General features: G+C 33.3%; 31 protein-coding genes. All 31 read right to left on the reverse strand.

All coding sequences use genetic code 11. From position 1 onward, the window contains the following. Window positions 1-33: 33 nt before the first annotated feature. Window positions 34-273, reverse strand: a complete 240-nt coding sequence (locus F594_RS0107315) for a hypothetical protein (RefSeq protein WP_019035086.1) — start codon at window positions 271-273, stop codon at window positions 34-36. Continuing rightward, window positions 270-1520 (reverse strand): glucosaminidase domain-containing protein, encoded by a 1251-nt coding sequence (locus tag F594_RS09380; RefSeq protein WP_051080768.1) that lies wholly within the window; start codon window positions 1518-1520, stop codon window positions 270-272. Before F594_RS09380 ends, F594_RS0107315 begins: the two co-directional genes overlap by 4 nt. 50 nt (window positions 1521-1570) lie before the next feature. After that, the gene (locus F594_RS0107330; RefSeq protein WP_019035088.1) at window positions 1571-1915 is read right to left on the reverse strand and encodes a hypothetical protein; all 345 of its coding nucleotides are present in this window, start codon (window positions 1913-1915) and stop codon (window positions 1571-1573) included. A gap of 35 nt (window positions 1916-1950) precedes the next feature. After that, a complete protein-coding gene (locus F594_RS0107335) occupies window positions 1951-2487 on the reverse strand; it encodes a hypothetical protein (RefSeq protein WP_019035089.1) in 537 nt (178 codons plus the stop codon). A 55-nt stretch (window positions 2488-2542) separates the two neighbouring features. Beyond that, on the reverse strand, window positions 2543-2710 hold the full coding sequence (locus tag F594_RS0107340) for a CD1375 family protein (protein ID WP_233428293.1): 168 nt from the start codon (window positions 2708-2710) through the stop codon (window positions 2543-2545). A 70-nt stretch (window positions 2711-2780) separates the two neighbouring features. Next, a complete protein-coding gene (locus tag F594_RS09750) occupies window positions 2781-2936 on the reverse strand; it encodes a CD1375 family protein (protein ID WP_019035091.1) in 156 nt (51 codons plus the stop codon). Next, the gene (locus F594_RS0107350) at window positions 2933-3148 is read right to left on the reverse strand and encodes a hypothetical protein (RefSeq protein ID WP_019035092.1); all 216 of its coding nucleotides are present in this window, start codon (window positions 3146-3148) and stop codon (window positions 2933-2935) included. Before F594_RS0107350 ends, F594_RS09750 begins: the two co-directional genes overlap by 4 nt. A 12-nt stretch (window positions 3149-3160) precedes the next feature. Further along, window positions 3161-4582 (reverse strand): hypothetical protein, encoded by a 1422-nt coding sequence (locus F594_RS0107355; RefSeq protein ID WP_019035093.1) that lies wholly within the window; start codon window positions 4580-4582, stop codon window positions 3161-3163. Window positions 4583-4596: 14 nt separating this feature from the next. Further along, entirely contained in the window at window positions 4597-5271 is a 675-nt protein-coding gene (locus F594_RS0107360) for a phage tail-collar fiber domain-containing protein (protein WP_019035094.1), read from the reverse strand. A 12-nt stretch (window positions 5272-5283) separates the two neighbouring features. Next, window positions 5284-5466 carry a hypothetical protein gene (locus F594_RS0107365; RefSeq protein ID WP_019035095.1) on the reverse strand — a complete coding sequence of 61 codons (183 nt, stop codon included), beginning with the start codon at window positions 5464-5466 and terminating at the stop codon, window positions 5284-5286. Between the two features lie 8 nt (window positions 5467-5474). After that, the gene (locus F594_RS0107370; protein WP_019035096.1) at window positions 5475-7271 is read right to left on the reverse strand and encodes a pyocin knob domain-containing protein; all 1797 of its coding nucleotides are present in this window, start codon (window positions 7269-7271) and stop codon (window positions 5475-5477) included. Further along, window positions 7264-8031, reverse strand: a complete 768-nt coding sequence (locus F594_RS0107375) for a hypothetical protein (RefSeq protein WP_019035097.1) — start codon at window positions 8029-8031, stop codon at window positions 7264-7266. The genes F594_RS0107370 and F594_RS0107375 overlap by 8 nt, the downstream gene beginning before the upstream one ends. Further along, window positions 8024-9160 (reverse strand): baseplate J/gp47 family protein, encoded by a 1137-nt coding sequence (locus F594_RS0107380; protein ID WP_019035098.1) that lies wholly within the window; start codon window positions 9158-9160, stop codon window positions 8024-8026. Before F594_RS0107380 ends, F594_RS0107375 begins: the two co-directional genes overlap by 8 nt. Then, window positions 9153-9578: a DUF2634 domain-containing protein gene (locus tag F594_RS0107385; protein ID WP_019035099.1), complete on the reverse strand. Its 426-nt coding sequence runs from the start codon at window positions 9576-9578 to the stop codon at window positions 9153-9155. Before F594_RS0107385 ends, F594_RS0107380 begins: the two co-directional genes overlap by 8 nt. Before the next feature lie 10 nt (window positions 9579-9588). Next, window positions 9589-10047 (reverse strand): hypothetical protein, encoded by a 459-nt coding sequence (locus tag F594_RS0107390; RefSeq protein WP_019035100.1) that lies wholly within the window; start codon window positions 10045-10047, stop codon window positions 9589-9591. Further along, window positions 10047-11537 carry an XkdQ/YqbQ family protein gene (locus F594_RS0107395; RefSeq protein WP_019035101.1) on the reverse strand — a complete coding sequence of 497 codons (1491 nt, stop codon included), beginning with the start codon at window positions 11535-11537 and terminating at the stop codon, window positions 10047-10049. Before F594_RS0107395 ends, F594_RS0107390 begins: the two co-directional genes overlap by 1 nt. Next, window positions 11534-12115: a hypothetical protein gene (locus F594_RS0107400; protein WP_019035102.1), complete on the reverse strand. Its 582-nt coding sequence runs from the start codon at window positions 12113-12115 to the stop codon at window positions 11534-11536. Before F594_RS0107400 ends, F594_RS0107395 begins: the two co-directional genes overlap by 4 nt. Before the next feature lie 2 nt (window positions 12116-12117). Beyond that, a complete protein-coding gene (locus tag F594_RS0107405; protein WP_019035103.1) occupies window positions 12118-14214 on the reverse strand; it encodes a tape measure protein in 2097 nt (698 codons plus the stop codon). A gap of 169 nt (window positions 14215-14383) precedes the next feature. Further along, window positions 14384-14800: a phage tail assembly chaperone gene (locus F594_RS0107415; protein ID WP_019035105.1), complete on the reverse strand. Its 417-nt coding sequence runs from the start codon at window positions 14798-14800 to the stop codon at window positions 14384-14386. 1 nt (window position 14801) lies between these two features. Then, window positions 14802-15242 (reverse strand): phage tail tube protein, encoded by a 441-nt coding sequence (locus F594_RS0107420; RefSeq protein ID WP_010242819.1) that lies wholly within the window; start codon window positions 15240-15242, stop codon window positions 14802-14804. A gap of 11 nt (window positions 15243-15253) precedes the next feature. Then, a complete protein-coding gene (locus F594_RS0107425) occupies window positions 15254-16567 on the reverse strand; it encodes a phage tail sheath C-terminal domain-containing protein (protein ID WP_019035106.1) in 1314 nt (437 codons plus the stop codon). Then, complete coding sequence (locus F594_RS09755) at window positions 16567-16737, reverse strand: hypothetical protein (protein ID WP_019035107.1); 171 nt, start codon at window positions 16735-16737, stop codon at window positions 16567-16569. Before F594_RS09755 ends, F594_RS0107425 begins: the two co-directional genes overlap by 1 nt. Beyond that, the gene (locus F594_RS0107435) at window positions 16730-17152 is read right to left on the reverse strand and encodes a phage tail terminator family protein (protein ID WP_019035108.1); all 423 of its coding nucleotides are present in this window, start codon (window positions 17150-17152) and stop codon (window positions 16730-16732) included. Before F594_RS0107435 ends, F594_RS09755 begins: the two co-directional genes overlap by 8 nt. Next, the gene (locus F594_RS0107440; protein ID WP_019035109.1) at window positions 17146-17541 is read right to left on the reverse strand and encodes an HK97 gp10 family phage protein; all 396 of its coding nucleotides are present in this window, start codon (window positions 17539-17541) and stop codon (window positions 17146-17148) included. The genes F594_RS0107435 and F594_RS0107440 overlap by 7 nt, the downstream gene beginning before the upstream one ends. Beyond that, the gene (locus F594_RS0107445; RefSeq protein WP_019035110.1) at window positions 17538-17909 is read right to left on the reverse strand and encodes a hypothetical protein; all 372 of its coding nucleotides are present in this window, start codon (window positions 17907-17909) and stop codon (window positions 17538-17540) included. The genes F594_RS0107440 and F594_RS0107445 overlap by 4 nt, the downstream gene beginning before the upstream one ends. Continuing rightward, window positions 17903-18313, reverse strand: coding sequence for a hypothetical protein (locus F594_RS0107450; RefSeq protein WP_019035111.1), 411 nt, complete (start codon window positions 18311-18313; stop codon window positions 17903-17905). Before F594_RS0107450 ends, F594_RS0107445 begins: the two co-directional genes overlap by 7 nt. Next, window positions 18310-19347 carry a major capsid protein gene (locus F594_RS0107455; RefSeq protein WP_019035112.1) on the reverse strand — a complete coding sequence of 346 codons (1038 nt, stop codon included), beginning with the start codon at window positions 19345-19347 and terminating at the stop codon, window positions 18310-18312. Before F594_RS0107455 ends, F594_RS0107450 begins: the two co-directional genes overlap by 4 nt. A 14-nt stretch (window positions 19348-19361) precedes the next feature. Beyond that, complete coding sequence (locus tag F594_RS0107460) at window positions 19362-19667, reverse strand: hypothetical protein (RefSeq protein ID WP_019035113.1); 306 nt, start codon at window positions 19665-19667, stop codon at window positions 19362-19364. Between the two features lie 13 nt (window positions 19668-19680). Next, the gene (locus F594_RS0107465) at window positions 19681-20256 is read right to left on the reverse strand and encodes a phage scaffolding protein (protein WP_019035114.1); all 576 of its coding nucleotides are present in this window, start codon (window positions 20254-20256) and stop codon (window positions 19681-19683) included. Between the two features lie 252 nt (window positions 20257-20508). Continuing rightward, window positions 20509-20901, reverse strand: coding sequence for a type II toxin-antitoxin system HicB family antitoxin (locus F594_RS0107470; protein ID WP_019035115.1), 393 nt, complete (start codon window positions 20899-20901; stop codon window positions 20509-20511). 15 nt (window positions 20902-20916) lie between these two features. Next, on the reverse strand, window positions 20917-21153 hold the full coding sequence (locus F594_RS09550; RefSeq protein WP_322785903.1) for a type II toxin-antitoxin system HicA family toxin: 237 nt from the start codon (window positions 21151-21153) through the stop codon (window positions 20917-20919). Between the last annotated feature and the right edge of the window lie 395 nt (window positions 21154-21548).

Here is a 21548-nt window from a genome sequence, read left to right on the forward strand (position 1 = left end):
AATAAAGCCTGGCTAAGAACCTAGACCAATAAATTATTCTTTTTTTAGTTTTTCTGTATTAATCACGTTTGTTGTATCTGTCGGCTTGCTATCCGCTATTCCCTCAGATAACATATATATACATAAACCACCAATTGCAGACACTAAGGCTACTACTCTTTCAGTGGTTTCAGGCTCTGCACTTGTAAATGCAATTAATGCAATTACAACTGCACTTATACAAGCCCAAAACTTTCTACTTCCTAACTTTCTTAAAAAGTCTTCTTTCTTCATTTTTCCACCTCTCTTTGCTTATCATATCTTCTTATCATCGCTATAACTTGTTCTCGGGTACAAGTTGAACCGGGGTTGCTTCCATCAGTAATCCCTTGTTCCTTACCCCATTCCCAATCTTCTTTTGCCCATTCTGATGGGACTGTGTTATCTCTAGTCACGATTTTTCCCACTCCTTTATCGTACTGTTGCAAGCCTAGTCTTTCTATAAGTTGGATTAGTTTATTTCCATAATTTAGATCTGTTGCATATCCACACTCTCTAAGTGCAAGTGCTTGTGTTTTATAATTTTTAGCTTCTAAAACTTTTTTATAGTTTTGCACTCTCCAAGGTGTTGATACAAAAAACTGGTCGTGATCTTTAATGGACTCTAAATAGGATCCATATTTTCTAAAGTCAGCAGTTATTGTGTAGACTTCTCCAGTTGACTTTTGTTCTTTTGTTTGCTTCTTATAAACTTCTCCAGTCCAATCTTTGCTTACCTTAATTCCAAATAAGTTTTTAGCTTCTCTTGCAAGTGATGACTTGCCCCAGTTACTTTCAAGGATAGCTTGTGCAATAGTCACAGATGGCAAGATATTAAGTTTTTGTCCTCTAAGACTATCCACAATAGACTGTATAAAATTTTCTTCAGTGAGTTCTACTGGTGGAGTCTTAACATCAGACTTCTTTTCTGCAAGTCCATAAAATTCTGCAATTGCTTTTGACACCGCATTTGCAGTCTTATCAAGATTTTTACGATACACAGTTGCATCTTGCAAATTGTCGTGAAAAACATGCTCTACTATCATATTTTTCTTAGCATACCCAAGCCTTAGGATTCCATAATAATTAGATCCTGCATTATTTCTCCTGTACTTTGTGCCACGATTAGGAGTACCTAAAGCACTTGACACATAAGCACAAATCTTATCCCCTAAAGCCTTGCAAGACTCCTTAGGATTTGTAGAGTCCCAAACCTCTACACCTCTTACATTGCCACCAGCCGCATTACTGTGAACTGATAAGAGTAAATCATAACCTCCTGCCATGAGTCCCCTAGACTTAAGACTTGGATTCTGAAAAATATAATTCCTAGTCATATTAACTTTAAAACCATATCTTTCAAGTGCCGGCTTTAAAAAATCTCTGGCATAAATAAAGTTGCAGTCCCCCTCGTTACAATATGGGAGATTATCAACTTGTTTAAATCCTCTGTTATGAGCAGTTCCACCACCATGACCAGGGTCTAACATTATTTTTACCATGTAATCAACTCCTTTATTGCATAATAAAAGGCAGCTATTTAAAGCCGCCTTCATTTTCTTATTGCATCTAAAATTTTGTCTGACTTCTCATCATGTTTTTCAAGTTTGCGATGTAGATCCTTGTTGTAGTAATCTAATCTACTTACAGTATCTGCTACAATTTTATTTGTGATTGACAGTTCTTTTACAGATTCAATTAGACTTTCGACTAGAGCTTTGAAGTCTGTATCGTTCATCTGCAAAGTTCCAATGCTTTTTATGAGGTCGTCTATCTGCTTAGTTCTTTTTCTGTCGTTAGATATTACCAAGTAGGTAAATAACCCTAAAAATACTACTATGATTGAGCCTGCAACTCCTACTGCAAGGTATAATTCTTCTATTGTCTTATACTCCATATGTCACCCTCTTTTTTGCATTAAAAAAGAACCTTTTAACGGTTCCCAAAATTTTTTTCTAATAACTGTTCAATATTGTAATTTCTAATAATGTATAATGTATTTCCATAGCAGTCGATATCATCTTTATTAATTAATAAATTCTCAGTAGTTACTTCTTTAAAATTTAAATTGAAGTCAATATTTTTAACAGAAGAGTCTAAACCAGATACAAAGATTCCTCTACTTTCTATAAATTTTAAGGATTTATAAAGGTTTTCTTCTTCTCTATTGTATGGGTAGTTTAAGAAAGATTTATTTTTCATACAGTTTACAATTTCTTCGGCTCTATTAAAACAGAATTCATATAATACTAAATCATTTTCTTTCTCTGAATCATAAATAGATATAAGCAACTTTTCTAAGTCATCCAATAAATTTATCTCATTACTTATATCTTCAATTTTTGTCTTCCTAAAATACATTTCTTTTTCAAGTTTAATGTTCTTCCTAGTAGTATAAATAGAGGTCCCCACTGCTACCACTAATGAAACAACGGCAGAAATTCCAACAGCTATAATATTTGTATCCAAATTTAATCACTCTCCTCAATACTATTATATCAAGGAGAGTAATTTATAATAATAATTATTCTCCTTCAACTTTAACTGGCATACCATCTGCATCAAGACCAAGAGCCTTTAAATCTTCAAGTACAGCCTCTCTCCAAATCTTTGGCACTTGTCTAACCTTTTTATTTTCAGGATTACAAGTTCTCCTTTGACGAGATACTAAGCCAACATATAAATCTAGCATACTTACACCCCCTTTCCCCTTAAAAAATGTGTATAAAAAAAGACTTGCTAAAACAAATCTCATCCATACCTTACTTAATCTCCTTACCATTTTCGTCATATCCTTGTGCCTTAAGTTCTGCAATAACTGCATCTCTTAAGTGCTTTGGTACTTGTCTAACCCTCTTATTATTTACATCACAAGTTCTTTTCCCTCTAATAACTAATCCTACATATAAATCAATCATTCTTTACCCCCTAAAATAGTTTCATAAATTGTAGCTAAAACTTCATCAGTTTTTTCTGCCCTTTCAAGGTTTGTTTCATAATTTGTCGCAACCGCCTCGGCAAGTGCTAAATTTCCGTCATTAATCTTTTTAAGTTCCCCTAGGATTGCCCCAGTGTCCCCGCTATTTTGCAATTCCTTTAAAGATTTTTCATTAATAAATTCTACTGCCATAAAATCAACTCCTTACATATAAGCTCCAACAAAGCCGTAAAAGTATGATGCCATACCTTCTGGTGTGTTGGCTCTGTCTATCCTAATGTCTACTCCTATGCACCACTTATCAGCAGTCTTTGTTTTGGTCTTAAAATTATACTTTTGACCTATAAAATCATCTGGCAATACTTCCCAAGTTGGATTAGTATCCTTTGCGTTAAGTGATACTTTAACAGTCATCTTAGCCCCTTTTGCCAACTCAGCTAGGGGATTAACCACCACCGCTGATGGCTGAGCATCTACCTCTTTAGTTAGTCTATACCAACAATAATCGATTTTTTTAGTAAAAGTAATATAGCCTGTTCCCTTTGCCCCAAAGGAGTCAGTTGCCTCTATCTTAATTCTATGTTCACCATTTTTTAATTTTGCATAGTCAAGCTTTCCAATGCTAACTGTCTTGGATTGGTCGGGTGTAACTTTTCCAAGGTCCTGTACTTGTACATCGTCAACATAGACCTTAACTGTAATATCATCTCCATCAGGGTCATTAGCCTTAAAGCTAAAATTAAAAGGTTTATTCTGTTCTCCTAAATTGGAGTTGGTAACTGTAACAACTGGGTTTGAATTGACCTTTTTAAAGGTGTATCTTCTTATGGCACTTGCCCCGTTGGCGTCAGTAACTGTAATTTCAATAGTGTTAGTCTTATTTAGTTCTAAGTCATCAAATTTTGTCTTGTCAATATCAATCTCATAAGACTCGCCTTTTGTGGCATTATTGATTGTCCTAATTGTCGCAGAGTTGAGTTTAACAACAACATTTAAAGTCTCATTAGCATCTGGGTCATCTACACTAAATACCTTTTTAAAAGGTGCTTTAAAACCGCCTAAGTCCTCATCTTTGCCTGAAATAGTAGGCTCTTGATTTTCAATTCCCTCGTAAACATACCAATATCCACCTTGTTCTCCGCTATTTGGGTAAGCGTTACGGTTAGAGGATGTTACTGTATCAATTTTTGAGCCTTTTGAAGGACTTGTCACAGAATCATGAGAAGCTTCATAAACCGTTACAATTCCTTTGCCGGAAACTGAATACTTATATTTACCTGGGGATTGAATCATAAAACCTGGTAAACTATGTGCTGCCGCCCAATTACTCTCTGGGTCGAGTAATGCTTCATAAGTTACACGCATATTGGATGAAAAACTGGAACCTTTTATATAAAAGTAGTTTGTTCGCCCCATATCATCACCATTAAAATAATCCGATTTTTCCCCATAATATTCCCAAGAGGTAACAAATCCAGAACCCTCAAATCTAGCAGTAGTACGTTCATCTGTTAGAGCATAGTCACCCCACTTTGGTGGTTCAAATTCATCTATTTTGACTACTTTATATCCTAGATCATAGGTTTTCTGACTTACCGTATACCTACCCCATCTATAAACTGTCATAATCTCACTCCTTTCTATATCACAAATCTAGCCATTTGTGGGTCGTAAATACCCTCAAACTCTTCAGCACCGTCTAAGCGTTTTAAATCGACCTTGAAATTATTGTATCTACTATCAGTTTTTATAGATGTTCCCATAGACGCAAGTCTTAAAGCCAAGTCCTGGATTAAGTCCCAATTACCTTTTACGGTTTGATTAGTTCTGCCCTTACCTGCTAAGTCCATAAGGTCAAGTTGGCTTGCACAAATCATTGACCTATCAATATTAATGTTTATCGTATCTACATTTGCAACCACCACGATTATATCCATAGATATTTCCACCATCTCTTGGTCATGTACTGGTATATAGTCTGCGTGGTCGTCATAATAAGCCACCCCGTATAAGATTTCTCCCTTCCTTGGGTCTTGGGCAAATAGACCAACCTCGGACATCAAAAAGCCTTTTTTTGTTTCGTGATTAGTTATTGCAAGGCTAATCGTGCTTGTTCCGTCGCCGTTAGCCTTAATTCCTCTGATATCAACTTCTTGGACTTCCTCAACGAGTTTATCCATAACAAAAAGGGCTGCGGTACTTTCAATCTTTCCAGTTCCAATCGCTGCCCTTGTAAAATTTAAAGGCTCACCTGTTTGGCAGTAAGCCAAGAGGTCTCGTCCTTTTTCGGTTAAATAAAATCTTCCTCTTTGCATTTTTTCTCCTTTCTACACCCTAAAAGCATTTTTGCTTTGGTCATACGGACCCTCAAAATCTTCATTTTCTTTAAGATTTTTAAAATCTTTTGAAAAATCAGTCCTCATTTTAGACCAAACTAACTTATCCCCATAAAATAACTTGTTTTTTTGTTTGCCATTTATTATTATGGCTTTCTTTTCCCATAAACTCATATAATCACCTAGTCAATAGCATATATGGTATTGGGTTTTTTAGTTGTCAAATTGTTGTATTCTGTAAGGCTCATCTCAACAACATCAGGCTTTTTCTTCAACTCATCTCTAAGTTCTTCTGTTCTTTGTATCAAGTCAGATATCCAAAATATGAGTTCCCTTGTTGAGTTTTTACTCCATTTTGACCCTCCAGTTCCTGGTTCGAGTTTTACATTTGCAACATCGCTTTCGCTTATTTTTTTATTCCAGCCATCTATCATCTCTTGGGTTACGTTGTTTTTCTCTGCCCCTTCTTCAATCCCTTGTAGCTTTTTGATGTCGGCTTGGGTGATTAGACTTGGAGATATTTCCGTATAAGCACTTCCAGACCACCTGTAAATATTTTCTGTGGATAAGTCAACATAGATTTTTCCCTTTTCTCCCGTGCTTGGAAAATTGGTTTTGCTTGCAAACTCTAAGACATCATCAACATAGCTTGGCAACTGGTCGGCAGGTACTTTTCCATCTCCACCAAGTGAGGCATAACCATTCGCCTTGCCCCTGTTTGCAGTGTTTTCTGCGGTGTAGTCAAGTTTCCCTGCACTTACCTCTTGCTTAGTCGCATAGGTCTTTTGTATATCCTCACTCTTTGCATAAGGTGTAAGGTCATAGACCTTTATAGCCTTTTCTGGTAATTGTGCCTCGGGGACTTTCCCACTACCATCGAGTGCAGCATATCCGTTGACCGCTCCCTTGTGGATAGTGCTTTCTTTTGCTTCAAGGTCTTCTTTACTTGCTAAATTGCCTAAATGAATTCCTGTAAGTATAGGTTGCCATGCAGACCAATCATGTTTATTTGAGTTTGTATAATTTGCACCTGACCTAAAGTAGATGGTGTTTCTATGCATAGCATCATACGCAATTTGGAAAATGTATCGCCCAAAGTTCATGGTGTTGATATACCAACCTTTTTGACTATCTGGTGTATTAGATGAGTTATAGTAAGCAAAAAGCCATTCTTTTCTTATGGTATTTGCGTCAACTCTACCCTCTGCCTTAAGTTCGCCAACTGTCGTTCCGTCAGCTTTTTTATATCCCTCTAAATCTTTAGCAGTTAAAAAACTGGATAAGTCATAAGTGGTGTCCTTTAAAGCCTCATCAGGTAATTGACTTACTGGTACTTTTCTGTTGCCATCAAGACTTGCTATCCCGTTGGCAGACCCTATAAGACCCTCAAGGTCATCAGTATCTTTTATAAGCTGATTTAGGATATCCTTTAATAGCTTTTTTTGATTATTAAGGGTTATGGAGTTAGCCTTTAAGTCGCTATCATCATCTAGTTTTTTATCCCAAGCTTCTTTTTCTTTATCTGTTACAAATCTATGGCTTTGGTCAGTTTCAATTATCCCTGCCTTGTGAGTTTCTGGGTGGGTATAGACTGTGTCCTTGTCATCATCAAAAACAACTTGCCCGTCAGCATTGAGTTTTAAAACCTGACCTGCTTTTCCACCCTCGGGCATTTTAACCCGGTTAGAAATTGCCCTTAAAATCTCTGTTATACTATCTTTATTTGTGTTAAGTTCAGCTGCGATCTCCCTAAAAGTGTCATACTCTTTAGGAGCACCTTTTAAGATACTTTCAAGTTTGTCTAAAACCTCTTGAGGTTTAAAGGATAAATACTCATCAAGTGGCACTCCCTCTTCTGTGTAGACTGTACTCGTAAAAATATGAGGAGAAACTATTGCAAATTTCCCAGTAGTCTCATCATAAGCAAGGAGTTTCTTGCCCTTAAAAACCTTATTTATATCATTAATCTTATCAGTCATACTTCATACGCACCCCACTTCCGTCCTCAACTTCTAAGAACATATCATTTTGGTTAAGAGTCCAAACCTCTGGCATAATAGCCACCCTCTTAATCTTCTTGTGATAAGTCGCCATTCCCATGTAGACAAGGTTGTCAAATTCCTTATCCTCAACCTTATTAGGTAAGACCTTATAATGCTTAGCTTTTTGTCCGTACATACCATAGAAGATGGTTTGGTCCCTAATCAATCTCACTCTTATAAATTGAGTTAAGTTAGCAGGAATTATTTCTCTAACTTTTTTCTGCAAATCACCTACATCAAAGTGAATCTCACCATCACAAAATACATTTATCTCAATTCCATATTTGTCATAATCAAGGCTTAGTTTATATTTATCTTCGCCTAAGTATAAATCTAGCCATCCTTTAAAGGTCCTATGAGTCCAAATCCTATTCATATTCCAAATAGCAAAAATCTTTTTTCTCTGTTCTTCCAGGTCACCCTTTATATTTTCGTCATCAATTAACTTTTTATAAGCACTTAGTCCAAGTTTTCCAGCTGAGCCTATATATAAATTTTCCATTAAAAAATTAAGTTTAGCCCAAAGATTAGAAAGTTCAATGTTTTCTCTAATTCTTATATTAGTAAATTCAGCACCTTTCCCAATAATATCCTGTGGCAGGTGCTTACCTATATCCACATCTCGATTTATAGAAATCACATCTTCAAACTCGTGGAGATTAACATTATTTACATCAACATTAAATTTCTTATTCATTTCTAACCTCTGTAACAATTACATCACCTAAAACAGGTAGTTCATCTTCAGAAAGCTCAAATATTTTTTTATCTGTGTCTGTAAACTTAATTGTTTCATAGTCAATAACATCAGCCACATTTAAAACTATGCTAGTTATTTTTGCTAATCTAATATCATTTTCAATATAAATATTAGAATCGACTTTCTCATAGGTCCCCCATTTTTCCCTTTGACCCTTAAAATATTCCTCTATATTACTTTTAACCTCTCTTTTTATTTCTTCTAAATTTGAATTTCTAGATTTTAAAATTTCACAAGTTATATTTATTTTCTTTAACTTTGCACCAACTACAGTTACATAATGACCTATAGGAGCAACTCCCACTCCCTTTTGGTGAAAAGGTATAGGGTCTATAATTTCTTGAACTTTTGATATAAGTTCTGATGTTGGCTCTTTAAATTCTGAATCAGTAATTATTAATTTTACTGTCCCTCCACCATTCCAAACAGGAATAACTTTTACAAGACCTACCCCGTCAATAGCCTTTACCTTTTTCCTATAGTCATCAATATTCCCACCATAAGCAATTGATTTAATAGTTTCAAAATACCTTTGTCTAAAATCTTCTGTGCCTTCTTCATCTTCTCCAAGTATAGCTAGTTTATATATTTCAGCTAAATTAAGATTTCTTATGGTCCTTGTCGGAGTTAATTTACCACCTTTTAAGTTTCCAACTCTTCCTTTTTCATTACAAATAAGCTCATAAAAAAACATTCCCTTTTCTTCTTTTTGAAGTTTAGAAACTGTGTAATAAATATCATCTATAAAAAATCTATCTCCAATATTAAGTTTTGCATCAAACCTACCAATAATAACAGCTTTAGTAGCATTATATGGTTCAATCCCTCTTTCCTTTGCTCTTTCAATAAGCCAATACCTATTAGCAGTATCTCCAAAAGCATTTTTAAAAAGAAAATCCAAGTAAGAATATAAAAGAGAAATTTCAATAGCTATTGGTGCAATAGCATCATAAATAACAGAGCCTTCCCTCTTGTCGAACTCATCTGAAATTCTATCTAAATTTCTCTCAAGGACATTTTCAAAAGTATTTTCATCAAAAATAGGCTCATAAATTCCCCTAGCCAATTCTTATCACCTCTTCTATATCAATTGTTTTTTCATCAAAAATAGTTTTAACCTTAAATTTCATTCCAAGATTATCTGCCTTACTCCATTCACTTACATAAGAAAAATCAAAAACATCTTCAATTCTGTCATCTAACATCAAGGCATCAGTAATTCTTCTAGTTAAAACTATATAAGCATATTCCTTCCTCTTTCCGAATAAATCTTCCTTCTTAACTCCAAAACTTGGATAAATAGGATAAATTCCTCTTTCGGTATTAATACATTTATAAATCATCTGCCTAATAGCTTCTAAATCATCATAAATATAATTTTTGACTCTCTCTTCTTCCATCCACATCTTATGAGTAAAAGAAGGTTGCGGAATTATTTCAATTTCATCACCATACTCATATTCATTGTTAAACTCCGGTATCATTTAATCACCTCTAATCATTAATGTGATTTTTGTGCATCTCATCTTTAATTATTCCCTTGTATGACTCTACACTTCCATGAGTAACTATAACATCACCATGAGGGCAAGTTCCGTGTAAGGTGCATTTCATTTCACCCTTTATAAACTCATGAGCCCCTTCAAAGTGATAAGGGATTCCATTGGTTCCTTGTGGTTCTGATGCTTCATACAAATAAAAATAAGTCTGTCCCCCATCGTTAGAAATGAGAACAAACTTCTTACCTAAATCTTTTTTAGTAAAGGGCCTATACTTAGGGACAACTAAAAATTCTTCTTTGATGTGTACTTTGTCATCATTTTCAGGAATAAAATCAAGAGGATTAAGAGAAATCAGCTTGCAATAAACAATCTCAGAGCTCATTCTTCTTCCTAAATTCTGATTAACTATTTCATCAATGGCACCTCTTAAATCTAAAATCTCATCATTCATTACTTAGGAACTACACCTCCTTGATATCCCCAGCCTCTATAGTGTTTCCACCAACCACCGATTTTATGTTTCTTAACAGTAGTATCAGTTGCATCAATCATCATTCCGTTGCCGGCATAAATCCCTACATGTCCAAACTGTGGTGAATAAGGACTGTTAAAATAAACAGTTGCACCAACAGGAATATTGTCCCTACTTGAACTTACAATCCACTTATTACCAGCGGTCTTTGCACTTCCTGCACTACCATGTATTCCAGCTGATTCGTAGCAAACCCTAACAAAGCCTTGGCATCTTCCTTTATAAGATCTTGTTCCTATCATACTTTCAGCCTTATTTATAATTGTCTGCATCTTCCTATTGCTAGCCTTAGGTAAATCTCTTACTTGTAATTCAGTTGAACCATCGAGCTTATTAGATTTTCTTACAGCCCCTCCAACATCATAAGAATCACTTACATTAGAATTCTTATTTTGTCTTTCCTTGTCCCTAATAATACCATCAACATCTCCAATTTTTTGAATGTCCTTATTCATGACTTCCAAATCCATAAAATGTGCATCATCAAAAAAAGTATGAGTGACTTTTTCAACTAGCATATAGGAATTAATATTTATATCTCCAATAGCCATCATCTCCACAGGAATAACAGACCCGGCACGAACTCTAATATCTCCTATAGCTTCTTTTATTGTAAGACTTCTGTATTTTCTATTTAAAACTTCCAGAATTTGTGAGGCCTTATTTTCAATATCTTCTGCATTGTTTGTTGTGAGAGTGTATTCAAGCACTCCCCACTTAGCAATGTTTTTCTCATCTTGCTTTACAACTTTTTTAATAAGTCTTCCCTCATCATCAGTTAAATAAACAACAACTCTGTTATAAGTTCCATCATCAATGCTTGTTTCATAAGAAAAATCTACAATATTGTCATAGCTAATGGGACAATTTACAATCATCTTATCAGCAGATTTTAAAGAAATTTTTCCACAATCGTCAAAAAGTGTATAAATCTTCCCAGTTTGAGATAGGGTTATATCATTTGCAACCTTAACCATATTTAAATACTCTTGATTTTTCTCAAGCCTTTTAGGAATTTTATATGAAGTATCTTCAATTTCTCCAACTTGTAAATTTCTATCACTACAAATTTGTTTTAATAAGTCACTCATAGACTTAGAGGAGTATTGATAGGTGTCTCTTGATTTCAAATACCTTATTTGGTCATAACAAACAGTGGAAATAACTTGTCTTTTATCCCTAGTCTTCTTAAAAACATATCCCTTAAAGACAGTTTTACCATCAATACTAAAGCTAACAGGATTCCCCTCTTGATAATCAATAATCTCATCTTTTACAACATCAAATTCTAAAATACCAGCCCTAAATCCTCTTTCCCACTTAATGGTGACTTTTCCTTTGATTACAGGTTGGTAAATTTTTCCATTATTGGCAATAAATATTTGATAAATCTTTTCTTTCTGCTTCATTTCTTAAACCTCTTTGCCATATTATAAATGGTTTTTGGATTAAAAAATGCCTTTGCTACTACTGGAACAGTTAAAGGAGCTGCTGCAATAGCTGTCTTTACAATCTTATTGACCTGCCTTTTATCTGTGCTCGATCCAGTGTCTTTTAACTTAATAGTCTTTAAGGGCTGATATTCTTTTAAAGTCAAATCAATTAATATGTTAGTTCCAATCTTACTATCTTCATCAATACTATAATCTTCAAGGGTCATATACTTACAAATAGAATTTCTAAGATTAGGATCTGATGTAATTCTTAAGATAACAAACTCAAAGATTTTCTTTTCTTTCTTTAACTCCTCTAGCTTTTTTATAATCTCTTGTTGAGGAGTGTATAAATCGACACCATCATGTTCTTCTGAAAAAGCATAAAAAGAAAAAGAATATTCCTGTAACTTACTCTTTCTTAGAACTGTATAAGTTTCTCCATTTACTAAATCATAAAAATCATTTTGTCCGCTTATTTTGTTCTTTATTTTTGAAGGAGTTATAGGAATTTCCATTCCATCAATATATAGTTGATAGGGTTTTTTACTCATAATCAACCTCCATTTATATTCAGAATAAGATCTTTTAATAACTTTTTATTTGCTTCATCAATAATTTTTTCTGCATCAACATCACTCTTTATATCTCCAGTAAACTGATTATATACCTCAAGTTTTACCCCCTTAGATAATTCGCTTATAGCCCTAGTTTCCATAAGGCCCTTTAAAGCAGATAAATTATTATTATCCCATTCACTATCTTTCATTTTGTCATTCATGGATTTTGTATTCTCTGCAATTTCATCAAGAGGGCCAGTCATAGCATCAGTATTTAAAAAATCTTTAGATTCAAGATTATTTTCAAGTTTCTTTTGTCCAGCTATACTTTTTACCTTATCTAATCCCCACTTGTATCCTTTGTTAAACAATTCTTTACCTTCAATTCTTTTTATTTCATAACCTTGTCTATCAAGAGTAATAGCATCCTCATTTTTCCCCCAGCTAAGAACCTTATTTTGTAAGCCTACAAGACCACTAGTCCAGTCAGTTCCAAAAATTGCATCAATTATCTTAGTTACAACTTTACCTAAATCTAAAAACCAAGAAATAATATTTCCAATTAAATTCCTAACTGCATCACCAAAGGAATCAAATCCACCCTTAGCCACATTTAAAACCCATTCTATTATTGAAATAAAAATATTTGCGAAACTTGCATAAATAAGCTGAATTAAACCGTTAATAATACCTATGGCAATATTTAAAATTGTTGCTCCAGCCCAAAGGACTGAACCAACAATTAAGCCTGTTGCACTATAGGTAGCTCCTGTTACCTTATTAATTGCTCCAACAATTCCATAAATAAGCCCAATAATTCCTATGATAATTGCAGGAATCCAAAATAAGGGACTTGCTAAAAGTGCAGCATTAAATCCACCTTGAATAGCTGTTGCCTTACCAGTAGCTATTGCATATAAACTAACTGCCCTTGCCATTAAGAAGTGAGCAGTGGAAGAAATAAAGGCTAAACCATTATTAATTGCAAGAGCTGTTTTATAGATCCCAAATATGGTTAATAAACCCATAAGAGGTGGCCCAATAATATTAATAGAATTTGCCAATAAATTAAATCCATTTATTCCAATATCAAGACCAATACCAAGAAAGTGAGAAAATACCGTAATTCCATTTGTAAGACTATTAAAAAACCTTTGAAAGGAATCTGTATTTATAAAACTGTTAAACTTTTTCATTGGTCCCTGTAAGCCTAAAATCAATGTATTTGTGAGTTCAGTCTTTAAATCCGAAAAAGATTTAGGAATTTTCTTAAATCTTTTCTCAATATCATCCGCACTCTCAAACATAGCTCTTTTAATAACATCAGCTGTGATTTTACCATCACTCGAAAGCTCTTTTAGTTCTCCCATAGATACACCCATGGTCTTTGCTATTGCTTGTGCAAGTAGAGGAGCATTTTCTCTTATTGATACAAATTCATCACCTTGTAGCCTTCCAGAAGCCATTGCCTGTGTTAATTGATACATTGCAGCAGCTTGTTCTTCAGCCGATGCACCTCCAACTTTAAAGTTTTTATTTAAAATCTCACTAAACTTAGTTGCTTCTTCAAGACCACTAAAGGCATCACCAGCAAGCATTGTAAGCTTTGCAATAGAATCAGCCATATTTTTATAATTGGTTCTTGAATTTTTTGCAGCCTGTGCAATCCTTGACTGAACGTAAAAAAGTTTTTCTCCTTCTCCAAGCATAAAAGAAAGCCTTGAGTTAATACTTGTGAGTTCATCAGAAAGACCAACAAAAGCTTTTATACTTTGAAGACCTGCATAAGCTCCAACAATCCCTATAACTTTACCTTTAATACCACTTAAAAGACTCTCACTTTCGCTAACTGTCTTATTGTAATTGCTATGTTCATTTTCAAGGTTACTTGTAAAACTTTCCATATTTGCAAGTTCAGCTTGAGCGTTTCTTAGAGAACTTAAAGAAGCATCAAGAGAAGATGTATCAATCATATTTTCTGTTGAATCATTTAACTTATAGGCTGCTGAAATAACCATATTCATTGACTCAATAACATTTGTAAGAATAGGACTTACATTATTAATCATTGAAATTGTAGTTTGTAAACTCACTTCTTCACCTTCTTTCTAGCATTTTCTAATTCTTCATTTCTAAATAAAAAACTTGCCATATATATAGCTTGAAGTCCACTATCCATGGCAAGAAAATCCTCAATTTTTATATTGCCCTTACTTTCCCAAAATAAATTATGAGCGAACCTTAAAAGTGGCTCGCTCTTTATTAGTTTTTTGCATCGCCTATAATTACATCAGGATCATCCATAAATCCTTGTGCTTTCATAAGCTTATCAGTAAATCTTTCATATTCTCGTCCTTCAAGCATCTTGTCTAAAAGTTCAGAAATATTCATTGCACCATAGGCATTTTGTAATTCTTCACTTTTTAAATTAGGATAGATTATAGTTTCTGAGATAGTGTCAACAATAAGTTTCTTAGTATCTACCTTTAAAAGACTCTTGTTTTTCTTAACTATTGCAGCATTTTTTAAATCGTCAATTTCCTTAGCACTTAGAAGTCTAAAAGTCCAAGCTACTGGATTCCCATCTTCATCAACAAATCTATCTGATACTACTATTTCAAAATTTTCTCTTTTTCCCTTTGCCACTTCAGGCATAAAGTAATTTAAATTTTTCTCCATTTTATCTCTCCTCAATATCCTCAAAAGTTCCTTCGATTTCTTGTTCCAAATGGGAGTTTTCAATATCTAATTTAAAAATTTCACCACCATCTAAATAACATCTCTTTAAAATAAGCCTGTCTTCTCCACCCTCAAAATTAGGATCATTTTGAGTTAAGAAGATGTCAAAAGATGTTTCCTTTCTTGTCTTCATATATTTAGTTAGAACTTCCCTAAAAGCCTTAGTGTGTGCATACATAGTAGCCGTGAAAGTTCCCTTAGCACTTCCCCCAACACTTAAATCAACAGGAGTTCCAAGTCTTGGAATAGTTTCTCTATCAATATCAATCTTCGCAGTAATATTTTTTAGATAAAACATTGATTCTCTATTGCCATCAATTACAACAACAGCTTCCCCAAATCTACCATTGATTAAGTCGCCGCGTTCTAAAAATTTATCCATTCTTTAACCTCCTATTCCACAATCACGTGCATATAAAGTTTTGCCATTGCCATAACTGGATTAATTAAATATTTGCAGTAAACAGCATCCTTAACATCTCCAAGTTCAACCTTTATATCTTCAGGTTCTAAATTAGTAATAGCACCCAGTCCTTGAAGCTTAAGAGCGTGATTGTAAATGTCATTCCAGAGAATATTTCTTCCCATTTCGTTGTTTTGTTCCTTATCAAGGTATCTAGTATTAAAAATAGTTGAAACATCATTTCCAACTTGATGAAGCACTCTTATAATTTGATTTTTTGAAAAGTCCTCATTCTTTTTAACACTAAAATCAGTAAAGGAATTGATATCAGACAGCACTCTTGCTTTGTTATCAACTTCATGGAAAACAAACTGACCCTTTCTAATTGCAGAAATAAGATTCCTTTGTTTCGTATTTAGGTCAATTGTATATTCGCCATCGTAAATGTCATTTCCAACAGTCCTATTTATCTCACAACCTGCTTCAGCACCAGCTACCCAATAAACAAGACCAGCTTCATTTTCTTTTGCCTTAGATGCTACATTAATAACAAGTTCACTATTGGCATCAAAATTATATAAAGAAGCTTGGAAATATGCCCCTTCAAGATTAACTCTTCTCTCAACATAGGACTTATACATTCTCTTTATGGCTTCATCAGTTCCTGCATAGGCAACCACATTAATATATTTCTTTTCAAGTTTTTCCAAGAAGTCAGTGTGTGCCTTTGTAGTTTCTTCTCCATTAGTTCCACCACTTAAATTTGCACCAAGAGTTTTAGTCAAAGCTCCTTTAAACTCAACATAAGGACAATCTGATAAATCCTCTATGCCCTTAACTGCAACTTTTTCATAAACTTTTAGAGTTCCAATTTTTAAAGTAACATCAAACTTTTCTTCTTCATCAACATTATTTGCAATAATAACAACAAATTCATTACCTTTAGTACCTGAATGTTTCGCAGTTATTGTAAGAGATTCAACATTTGCCTTAGCCTTTTCTCCTCCACCATTTAATCTATAAATGTAGGCAGTCTTAGCATGGGCTAAAAGTTCTCTTAAAGGCAATAACTCTTTATCTGTATATTCAAGGCCAAATAACTCAAGAGATTCTCTTTGTAAATCTGAAGGTTCAACAGTTATAATCTCTCCTTCTAAACCAAAACTTAAATTTAAACCACAAGCAACAAAACCTCTTTCACCAAAAATATTAGAAGGTCTTGCCTTTGAAGAAAAGCAAATATAAGTTCCAGAAAGCACTTTATTTTGTACTGGAGGATTCCAAGTACCACCACCATAAGCCATTATTTAACCTCCCTATTCATAAAATCTTCATAAATCTTTAAAGCTTCTTCCTTTGTATATTCCTTACCATCTTCTAAAATTGCATAAAGAGCATCAACATTACCTATCGGATCTTTAGCATTTAAAAATTGCTCCTTAGTAAATGTAGGAGCATCAGTCTTTTTATCCATTTTTAATTAAACCCTCCTGTTTAAGTCTTCTCATAAGTGGATCAGGTATCTTAACTTTTTCCATCCAAACATTTAAATCAAAAGTCATTACAAGGTCACCATCAATAATTTTTGTCTCGAGATTTTGGCAAGTAACTCCTATATTATTAAGCCTTACCTGCTCCATTCCTGTAAGAAGTGTGAACCTAATTTCCTCTAATCTAAATAAATCATCTTCATCACATCTTAAATAATTAATATTTACAGTGTTATTTAGAAAAAATCTATCATCAAACTGCCTAATAAGCTCAGTTCTAAGAATATTAATAAAAAAACAAGGAGCTTTAACCCCTTGCTTTTGTCTATCAATTTCAATTCTTATATCAGGAAAAATCTCTTTAAGTCTATTAATTACAGCTTGCAAAATAACTACCATATCTCTTTAAACCTCTTTTCAAACTTTCTTTGAAAGATCTTATCCATAACTTTCTCTAAATTTTTTTCAGCAATTGTAAGCATAAAAACTCCATCTTTCCAGCCCAAAGTATCCCCACCGCTAACAATCCTGTGACCGTACTCAACATAAGCTGCATATTCTACATCATTAGATATTTCAATTTCATAGACACTTCCCTTTTTCTTAACATCATCAATATTCCATGACTCCCTAAGAAAACCAGTATCAACTGGCGTGTTCTTTACAGTGGCTTGGAATACTCTTGTGGCAGCCTCATAAGTAGCCTCCATGAAAATTTCATCAGCTACCCTCTTAAATTTGCCTAGATTATTTCTATATCCTTTTAAATCTTTAGTATCTATTTTCATGAAACATCAACCTTTTCAAGGACATATCTTCTGTGGGAAAGATGAATTGAAGGAATATCAGAAAACCTATAGTGATATACACTTCCATCACATCTTGTTACAATAACATCAGAACCTTTTGGAATATCCACATGAGGTCCCGTTATCAAAATATCTTTTCTCTCCACTTCACTATGTCCAATAAAATCATCACTGTGAGAAGATGCGTTAAAGCTAAGTCTACAAGGTTCATCTTTTACAACAGTAACCTTTCTTCTCCTTGTTACTTTAGTTTTTTCATCTTCATAAGTTTCAATGCAAATTGCACTTACCCTATCTTCATATAAAAGTGATAGACTTTCTCCATAGGAATCATAATCAATTACCATTTTAAGCACCTATACCTGCTACAAAAAACTTCAAGTCTTGAATCAAATAAATCATTTAACCTATTTTTATAACTTAAAATTTTAGCATCTCTTATTTCTTCATCACTTCTACTGTCAAATTCAACCCTAGTATTTTCAATAGAAATTGACTTAGCAACTCTTTTTCTTCCTTCAATAGGTTCTTTAATATTTTTTAAGTCATCAGTTTCTATTTTATTCAGAATTCCTTTTATCGCTATAAAATATTCAATAAACCTATTAGCATCTTCTGGGAAGTATTCCCTGTAGCAAGCCCATCTTAAAGTATCTAAAAGCTCATCATGAATAAAATTAAAAAGCTGGGCATCAATTTCATCCCCACCCAACTCTTTAATAATTTTATTTACATTATCAAGGCTAATCATTTTACTTTAGCAACAAAAACTTCATTGCAAGCTTCAAAAGATGGAATTGCCCTTGCAACAGATTTAGTAATTCTTGCTACCGGATCTATTCTTCTATAAATAACAGAAGTTATGAAGTCCTTATTTCTAACATCAATATTAGACACTTGTGGAAGTTCAACTTCTTCAGCAGTTAAACCAAAATAAGTATTTCCTAGCTTAGTTTCAGGCATAAGAATTACAGTATCTGCTTTAACTAGAGGAAGTAGGCTTCCATCTGCAAGTCTATATTTTTCATTGCAAACAGCAATTGTAGGTAAATCTCTTTGACTTAAAAAGTCATTTAAGTTTTGCATGCTTGGAATAATAGAAGAATTAACCCCAAAAATAGCCTTTCTTACTGCTTCAGAATTTAAAAGAAGTCTTGAAGTCGCCTTATCCATTAACATTCTACTAGGATTTACTCCAGTATCTTCAACAATCTTATCTACCCAAGTGTCAAGATTATTTACAGGATCAGCAGTAGCTTCTGACCATCTTGCAGAAGTCTTTAAATTTTCTTGATGAGCTTCCGGCATATGATAATCAATAACACCCTTAACACCATTTTCATCAAGAGTGAGTTTTCCTGTTTGTAAGATTTCAAATCTCATCATATTAATTCTCTTGTAAACAGAATCAATAGTTAAATCAACATCATTAAAAATTTTATTTAATACAGCTTGTTCCTCTGCAGGAGTTCTTGGATTTTGAAGTTTAACAATCTCATCTTCTGAAATGAACTTAGAATCCTTAACTAAAAGCATATCTAAAATATTTTTAGCAAATCCATTTCTTCCTGATAGCTTTGTATTAGTGTCTGGTGCATAAACTTCAGCAGTAACAGGAAGTTTATTTCCACCAATAATATATTCAATTTTTAAATCATCTGTCTTTATATTAGGAAATAATAAATTCCCAATATTATCTCCCTCAAGTTTTGTTCTTGCGTACTCTCTTAAATCTAAATTCCCTTCCTTTAAGCTTAAAATAGCATTAGTTAATTGTTCTGGCATTTATATTTCCCCCCTTACACTAATTTAATTTCAGTTAATTTTGCTTCAGCACTTATTGCTTCAGGAAGCTTGTCCTTATAAACATAACCTTCAATAAGAAGAGGTACTTCCATATCTCCATCAGTTACATCAATATCAAAGGGAATAATTCCCTTAGCAGTGGCATCATTTTTTGGATAAACACTTCCTGCTTTAACAATATTTCTTCCACTTACATCTTGGCCACTTCCCTTTTTTAAAGTAACAGTTACAGCCACATAAGGATCAGCAAAAGCTAAAACACTATTTTTACCATCATAAGCAATATTCTTTCCTAACATTATTTACCTCCTATTATCCCCATGGATTAAATTTTTCTTCTTGGTCTTCTCTCTTAATAACAGCATCAAAAAGTCCCTTTGGCTTTTCCCTGTTATCTCCAGCAGTATTTGGGTTTGCACCTCTAAAATCATTATTAGCAAATAAAGATTTTAAAGAATTATCTTCCCTTAAAGCTTTCATTTGTTCATCAATACCAATAAGCTTTTCATCTTCATATTTGATATCTTGATTATTGAGTAACTTCTTTAAGACACCGACATTATTGACCCTTTGATTATAAAGATACTCAGTAATAGCATTGTCTTTTCTTATAGCTTTTAAATTTTCTTCAGTTTCTTCCTTAGCTTTCTTGTTAGCTTCCTTTAAACTATTAATCTCAGCTTCAAGTTCTTCCTTATTTCCACTAAGTTTCTTTAAACCATCTATTTGCTTGTCTCTCTTAGAGATTTCACTATTAAGACTTTCCAAACTATCCTTTACTTCCTTATATCTATAACCAGGTACATAATCTTTGTTTACATCTTCCAAAATCTTATCTGCAAGATCCTCAGCAATTCCCATTTCTAACAACTTTTCTTTACTTAACATAATTTACCTCCTATTTACGCAATAGTTACTAATCGCCATTTTACAGTTGACTAACTTTCAAGTTATTTGTCCCACCCCTTTGTGCAAAATATAACTTGTAGCACTTCCCACTTTGACCAATAAAAAAGCAACTATTTAAGTTTTCTTAATAGTTGCTAATTATATTATTAATCTTTAAACTTTAACCAATCTAATGACTCAGAATCTAATTCAAAGGTCCACTCATAATTATTAATCTCAGTTTATCTAATATTATTTAATTTTTAATTCTTTCTTTAAAGCCTCTTGGAGCACTCTAGAAAAATTAATGTTTTTTTCCTTTCCCAAAGCCTCTAGCCAAACAGGTACAGTCAACATTTTATTCTTATACACTTCTTTAGTCTTAGAAAACTGATAAGGTAAATAAACATTTATATATATTAAAAATTGATTGTCATTTAGACTTTTGGGATTTATTTCAGAAGCAACAGGATATTCTTCTTTATTATATAAACACACACCAATTACCTCCTGACAATTATTTACTCCCTCTGTAATTGAATCAGCACAAGTAAAAGCTCCATCTACATCTGGTATTTCTATTGAAAATCTATCGTCGTCTTCTTTGGTAAAAATAGCACCATAAGTTACTAAATTCTTATCCATAAAAACCCTCCTTTTTTAGGAACTGAGGGGATATAAAAGCCCCAGTTTTTTCAAGATATTCCTCTGAATACCTATTCCAAAGCTACCTTTAGGATGTGGTATAGCCACTTCTGCCTTTGTTTTATCATTAACAAAAATATAATGACTTCCATTAATCCTGTCAAGCCTAAAACCTTGCTTTTTAGCAAGCTTTATCAGTTCCTTTGAGTTATAACTCTTTATAAGAAGCGTCCTCCTTACATAAATAATTATAACATAGGTTTAACCTATGTCAAATAATTCTTGAAACTTTTTATTAAAAAATCGTGTGAAACATATCACACGATTAATTTATCTAATTTAAGGCATTATTTAGTTTTTTCTACACGATTAACTCAGGATTACTCATGATTATGTTCAATAAAACCTGCTAACAAAAGTCAAGCTTAACCTGAAATTAATTTCAGGTTATTTTTTATTATTTGAATAATTAAATTAGTGCATGGCAAACAAGCCGAGGGTAATCAATCGGCTTGTTTTTTAGTGTTTTCAAAGTCTTATGCTGCTTTTAATTCTTTTTTCTCGGCTTTTGATTCCATAACTCTTGCATAGTAGATTCTTAAGAATTTATTTAATCCTGCAAATTTGCAAACTTTTTTGGCTTTTCC

This window comes from Peptoniphilus lacrimalis DSM 7455 (assembly GCF_000378725.1).
Taxonomy (GTDB): Bacteria; Bacillota; Clostridia; order Tissierellales; family Peptoniphilaceae; genus Peptoniphilus_A; species Peptoniphilus_A lacrimalis.

Coding starts and splice junctions, on each gene's coding strand:
- F594_RS0107315 (WP_019035086.1), bottom strand. CDS start 273: ATGAAGAAAGAAGACTTTTTAAGAAAGTTAGGAAGTAGAAAGTTTTGG.
- F594_RS09380 (WP_051080768.1), bottom strand. CDS start 1,520: ATGGTAAAAATAATGTTAGACCCTGGTCATGGTGGTGGAACTGCTCAT.
- F594_RS0107330 (WP_019035088.1), bottom strand. CDS start 1,915: ATGGAGTATAAGACAATAGAAGAATTATACCTTGCAGTAGGAGTTGCA.
- F594_RS0107340 (WP_233428293.1), bottom strand. CDS start 2,710: ATGCTAGATTTATATGTTGGCTTAGTATCTCGTCAAAGGAGAACTTGT.
- F594_RS09750 (WP_019035091.1), bottom strand. CDS start 2,936: ATGATTGATTTATATGTAGGATTAGTTATTAGAGGGAAAAGAACTTGT.
- F594_RS0107350 (WP_019035092.1), bottom strand. CDS start 3,148: ATGGCAGTAGAATTTATTAATGAAAAATCTTTAAAGGAATTGCAAAAT.
- F594_RS0107355 (WP_019035093.1), bottom strand. CDS start 4,582: ATGACAGTTTATAGATGGGGTAGGTATACGGTAAGTCAGAAAACCTAT.
- F594_RS0107360 (WP_019035094.1), bottom strand. CDS start 5,271: ATGCAAAGAGGAAGATTTTATTTAACCGAAAAAGGACGAGACCTCTTG.
- F594_RS0107365 (WP_019035095.1), bottom strand. CDS start 5,466: ATGAGTTTATGGGAAAAGAAAGCCATAATAATAAATGGCAAACAAAAA.
- F594_RS0107370 (WP_019035096.1), bottom strand. CDS start 7,271: ATGACTGATAAGATTAATGATATAAATAAGGTTTTTAAGGGCAAGAAA.
- F594_RS0107375 (WP_019035097.1), bottom strand. CDS start 8,031: ATGAATAAGAAATTTAATGTTGATGTAAATAATGTTAATCTCCACGAG.
- F594_RS0107385 (WP_019035099.1), bottom strand. CDS start 9,578: ATGATACCGGAGTTTAACAATGAATATGAGTATGGTGATGAAATTGAA.
- F594_RS0107390 (WP_019035100.1), bottom strand. CDS start 10,047: ATGAATGATGAGATTTTAGATTTAAGAGGTGCCATTGATGAAATAGTT.
- F594_RS0107395 (WP_019035101.1), bottom strand. CDS start 11,537: ATGAAGCAGAAAGAAAAGATTTATCAAATATTTATTGCCAATAATGGA.
- F594_RS0107400 (WP_019035102.1), bottom strand. CDS start 12,115: ATGAGTAAAAAACCCTATCAACTATATATTGATGGAATGGAAATTCCT.
- F594_RS0107415 (WP_019035105.1), bottom strand. CDS start 14,800: ATGGAGAAAAATTTAAATTACTTTATGCCTGAAGTGGCAAAGGGAAAA.
- F594_RS0107420 (WP_010242819.1), bottom strand. CDS start 15,242: ATGGATAAATTTTTAGAACGCGGCGACTTAATCAATGGTAGATTTGGG.
- F594_RS0107425 (WP_019035106.1), bottom strand. CDS start 16,567: ATGGCTTATGGTGGTGGTACTTGGAATCCTCCAGTACAAAATAAAGTG.
- F594_RS09755 (WP_019035107.1), bottom strand. CDS start 16,737: ATGGATAAAAAGACTGATGCTCCTACATTTACTAAGGAGCAATTTTTA.
- F594_RS0107435 (WP_019035108.1), bottom strand. CDS start 17,152: ATGGTAGTTATTTTGCAAGCTGTAATTAATAGACTTAAAGAGATTTTT.
- F594_RS0107440 (WP_019035109.1), bottom strand. CDS start 17,541: ATGAAAATAGATACTAAAGATTTAAAAGGATATAGAAATAATCTAGGC.
- F594_RS0107445 (WP_019035110.1), bottom strand. CDS start 17,909: ATGGTAATTGATTATGATTCCTATGGAGAAAGTCTATCACTTTTATAT.
- F594_RS0107450 (WP_019035111.1), bottom strand. CDS start 18,313: ATGATTAGCCTTGATAATGTAAATAAAATTATTAAAGAGTTGGGTGGG.
- F594_RS0107455 (WP_019035112.1), bottom strand. CDS start 19,347: ATGCCAGAACAATTAACTAATGCTATTTTAAGCTTAAAGGAAGGGAAT.
- F594_RS0107460 (WP_019035113.1), bottom strand. CDS start 19,667: ATGTTAGGAAAGAATATTGCTTATGATGGTAAAAATAGTGTTTTAGCT.
- F594_RS0107465 (WP_019035114.1), bottom strand. CDS start 20,256: ATGTTAAGTAAAGAAAAGTTGTTAGAAATGGGAATTGCTGAGGATCTT.
- F594_RS0107470 (WP_019035115.1), bottom strand. CDS start 20,901: ATGGATAAGAATTTAGTAACTTATGGTGCTATTTTTACCAAAGAAGAC.